Origin of the sequence: Streptococcus mitis (genome assembly GCF_001074635.1) — a bacterium.
Taxonomy (GTDB): domain Bacteria; phylum Bacillota; class Bacilli; order Lactobacillales; family Streptococcaceae; genus Streptococcus; species Streptococcus mitis_E.
In genome coordinates, this window is sequence record NZ_JUQO01000184.1 from 1 (window position 1) to 3,986 (window position 3,986).

Here is a 3,986-nt window from a genome sequence, read left to right on the forward strand (position 1 = left end):
ACAATTTGTTTTCTTGTTTCATCTGATGCTGCTTTTAATGCTGCAATTGTATCAACTTTTGCTTGTGCTTCTTCTGGACTATTAGTTTCTGCTTTTTCTAATTCTGCGATTGCTGCTTTCAACGCAGCATCATAGTTCGCTAAAAATTCTTCCTGAGCTGCTTTCTCTTTTGCTGCTGCTTCCGCTTTTTTGTTTGCTTCATCTAATTCTTTTTCTGCTTCTTTTGCAGTTAAGCCTTCTTCTTCAAATCGTTTTACGAAATCAGCTTTTTTCGCAGCCGCTTCTTCTTTTAATTTCTTAATTGTAAATTGTTTTTGTTTTTCTAATTCTGCATCATCATTAGTTTCAGCTTTTTCTAATTTTTTAACTGTTTCTTCTAAAGCTTTATCAAAATTCTCTAAAAATTCTTTTTGAGCAGCTAATTTTTTAGATGCTTTAGCTTCGGCTTCTTTAACTTCGTTTAAAAGAGCTTCTTGTTCTGCAATTTTTTTCTCTAACTCAGCTTTTTTGCTTTCATCAGCTGTTTTTAATTCTTCTTTAAGCTTGTTAATTTCTGCTTCTAACGCTGTTGATGCAGTTGGTACATCTACTTTTGGAAGTAAAACTGCATATATTAATGCTTCTGGAGATACTTTAAGATCTTTTTCAGCTCTTGCTAACGCAGAACGCATTGCATTTAATTTATCGCTAATATCCTCATTGTCTTTGTCTTTAGCAAGCTCTGCTTCTAAATCTGCAATTTCTCCTTTTAAAGCATCTACTTTTTTCTCTGCTTCAGATTTTTCAACTGGTTTAGCTGGTGCAGCTGGTGTTTCTGGAACTGTACCTTCTGGGTTTTCTGGCTGTACTGCTGGTTCACCGTTGTCCGTTACAACACCTTCTGGGTTTTCTGGCTGTACTGCTGGTTCACCTTTATCTGTTACTACATCTTTTGGTTTATCAGCTTCTTTTGCTTTAAGTAATTTTTCGTATTCTTTTTCAGCTTTATCAGCTTCTTCTTTTTCTTTAGCTAGAGTTTCTTCAGTAGTAGGTGTATCTAGTTTTTCTGTTGATGCTTCTTTTGCTTTAGCTGCTTCTAAATCTTTAAGAGTTTCATTATACTCGTCAGTTAGCTTGTTGATTTGTTTTGTGTAAGCTTCCAATGGCACTACAACTTTAGTTAGTTCTTGTTTTGCAGTGTCACGATCCAGTCTTAGATTATAAACAACTTTCGTCAATGCTTTAAGAACTTCAGGAGTAGCATTAGCTTCTTCTGCTGCTCTTTTAGCTTGTCTAGCTTCTAGTAATACTTCTTTAGCGTGATTGAATTTTTCTAATAGAACTTCAGCTGCAGCTTTATCTTTGTCAGCAATTGCTGTTAAGTAGTTGATTTCTTTAAGTAATTGATCAGCTTTGTCTTGAATTTTTTCTGATTCAGGACGAGCAGCTTCTTCTTCAGCTGCTTTCTTGTCTGCTTCAGCAAATACTTTTTTATTTTCTGCAGAAACTTTATCTCCATTTTCGATAGTTGGAGTTGCTGCTCCAATGTTATCAGCTTGAGGATCTTGGTTTTTATTAGCTTCAGCAGTTGCAGCTTGATCATCTAAATCTCTTGCAGCTTCAGAAGCTGAAATTTCACCATTTTCGATAGCTTTTAATAGATCTTCTTTACCGATTGCAGCTTTAGCTTTTTCAATAGCTGCATCTTTGTCAGTGATTTTATCGTCTTTGTTGATTTTTTCGATAGCATCAGCTTCCATTTTTTCTAAAGCATATTTAAGACCAGCCAAACTATCTGCTTCATCTTTTTTAAGCTCTTCAACTTTAGCTTTTGCTTTTGCTGCTTCTTCTTTAGCTTTAGCTAATTCAGTTTCTGCATCAGATTTAGCTTTGTCTGCTGCAGTTTTTGCATCTTCAGCAGGTTGAACATCCGCTTCTTCTTCAGTATCTTTAGTTGTAGCTTCCTCAAGGGCTTTAGTTGCTTCTGTAACTTTAGTTGTTGCAGCTGCAACTTTAGCTTGAGCTTCAGCTACTTTTTTATCAGCTTCTGCTTTAGCTTCAGCAGCTTGTTCAGCTTCTGTTTTTACTTTTGGTTTTTCAACAGGTTTTTCTGCTGGCTTAGGATTTTTAGCTTCTTCTTCCTTAGCAGCTTTCACAGCAGCTTCTGTTTTATCGTACTCTGCTTCTAGTTTTTTACCTTGTTCTGCATAATACGCAGCAGCTTCATCAGCTTGTTCAAATTCAGAATTAGCTTCGTTACGATCTTTTTCGATTTCTGTTGCAATATTTTTTAATGAGCTAACGATATCATCTTTAAGGTTGTATTTTTCTGCAACATCAGCAGCTTCTTTAGCTTCTTTAAGAGCTTTTTCTTTTTTGTCTAAAACAGCAGCTTTTTCTTCAGCAACTTTTTTAGCTTCGTTAAATTGATTTTCTACACGATTCAATTGATCGTCTAATTGATCTGCTTTGTCTTGAAGTTTTTCTGATTCCGGACGAGCAGCATCTGCTTTTTCAGCCTCATCAATCTTAGCTTTTAGATCTGCAGGCATGTCTTTTTTGTCTGTTTCAGCTTTAGAAGTAGCTCCAGCATCCGCAGCTGTTGATTTAGCAGCTTGATCTTTATCACGCATTTTTTTGTCAGCAGCTTCGTTCGCTTCTGCTTTTGCAGCATCATCGTTTAACTCAGCAGCAACATCATCAATTGAGATTTCACCTGCTTCGATTGCAGCTAATAGGTCTTCTTTCCCAATTTTTTCTTTTAATTCTTTAATAGCTTTATCTTTATCAGTGATTTTTTTGTTATCATTGATAGCTTTTTCAGCATCTGCTACTAATTTATCTAAAGTGTCAGAAATTGCTTTTTTAGTATCAGCATCTTCTTTAGCTTTAGCTTCCTCTTTTTTAGCTTCTTCTTGAGCTTTAGCGTCAGCTTTTTTAGCTTCTTCTTGAGCTTTAGTTAATTCAGCATCTGCAGCAGTTTTTTCTGTTTCAGCGTCTTTTTTCGCTTTATCAGCTTCTGCTTTTGCAGCTTTAGCATCAGCATCCTGTTTTTTCTCTGCTTCTAGTTTAGTCGCAGCAGCAGTTGCTTCTGTTGTTTTATCAGCTACTTTTTCCTCAAGTTCTTTAACTTTAGCATCTGCTTTATCAGCGTCAGCTTGAGCATCTTGAATCACTTTTGGCGTTGCTGGTTTAGCAGCATTTTCGTCAGCTTTTACAACTAACGGTTGAACTGTAGTAAAACCTGCTCCTAAGACTGCCGCACTTGCTAAGCTCGCCAATATCATTCTTTTCTTATCCATTTGGACACCTCTATTTTTATATTTGTAGTGCATAATGTAGAACACTCCTACCGTAATTATACCCCCCCCTAAATCCTTGTCAAGTATTACATATTAAATTTTTGTTACGTTTTTGTTCGGAATTTTATTTGTTTTATCAATGTTTTTATGAAAATTGTTTTGAAAATTTCTTTTTCTCCTTACATTTTTAATATTAAGATTCTATTTTTTAAATAAGGGGAGCGGAGCTTTGTATTGCCCTTGACATTTTCTTACTAAGGATAGGCGCAAGCCTACCGCGCGGTTGACGTGTTTTGGAAGAGCATATCGCCTGCTCCCTGGATGGTATGCTAGAGGATTATAAAAGGAAAAATTCATTTTCTAGACTGTGGCTAACCATTGTAAAAAAACAGATTTCTCCTTTTGTATGAAGGAAAAATCTGTCATTTTTTTAATTAATTACAACAGCGCCTCAAACTCAGCGACTGACATACCCAATTGCTGGCTGGCAACTTCAGAAGTCAGAAGACCTTGGCGGACTAGATTTACTAAACCTACTTTTAACCCCTCTTCGATACCCTCTGCACGGCCACGCTCTAATCCTTTTTCTTCAGCTTGTTTCAAGGCATAGTCCTGTGCCAACAATGCCTGTTCTTCTCGCCTGCGTTGTTCACTAAACATCTTCCTGTCCTCCTCGGACCAGCTCTTGTAGTCCAGCAGTTGGTC

At 36.6% G+C, this 3,986-nt stretch carries 2 protein-coding genes; both read right to left on the bottom strand.

What is annotated here, in order from left to right; translation table 11 throughout:
- On the bottom strand, nucleotides 1–3,281 hold a 3,281-nt coding region (locus tag ADI58_RS11385), incomplete at its 3' end, for a hypothetical protein (RefSeq protein WP_193390589.1).
- A gap of 438 nt (nucleotides 3,282–3,719) precedes the next feature.
- Nucleotides 3,720–3,986 (bottom strand): hypothetical protein (locus ADI58_RS07485; RefSeq protein ID WP_239683531.1); only part of this gene is annotated, 267 nt, incomplete at its 5' end.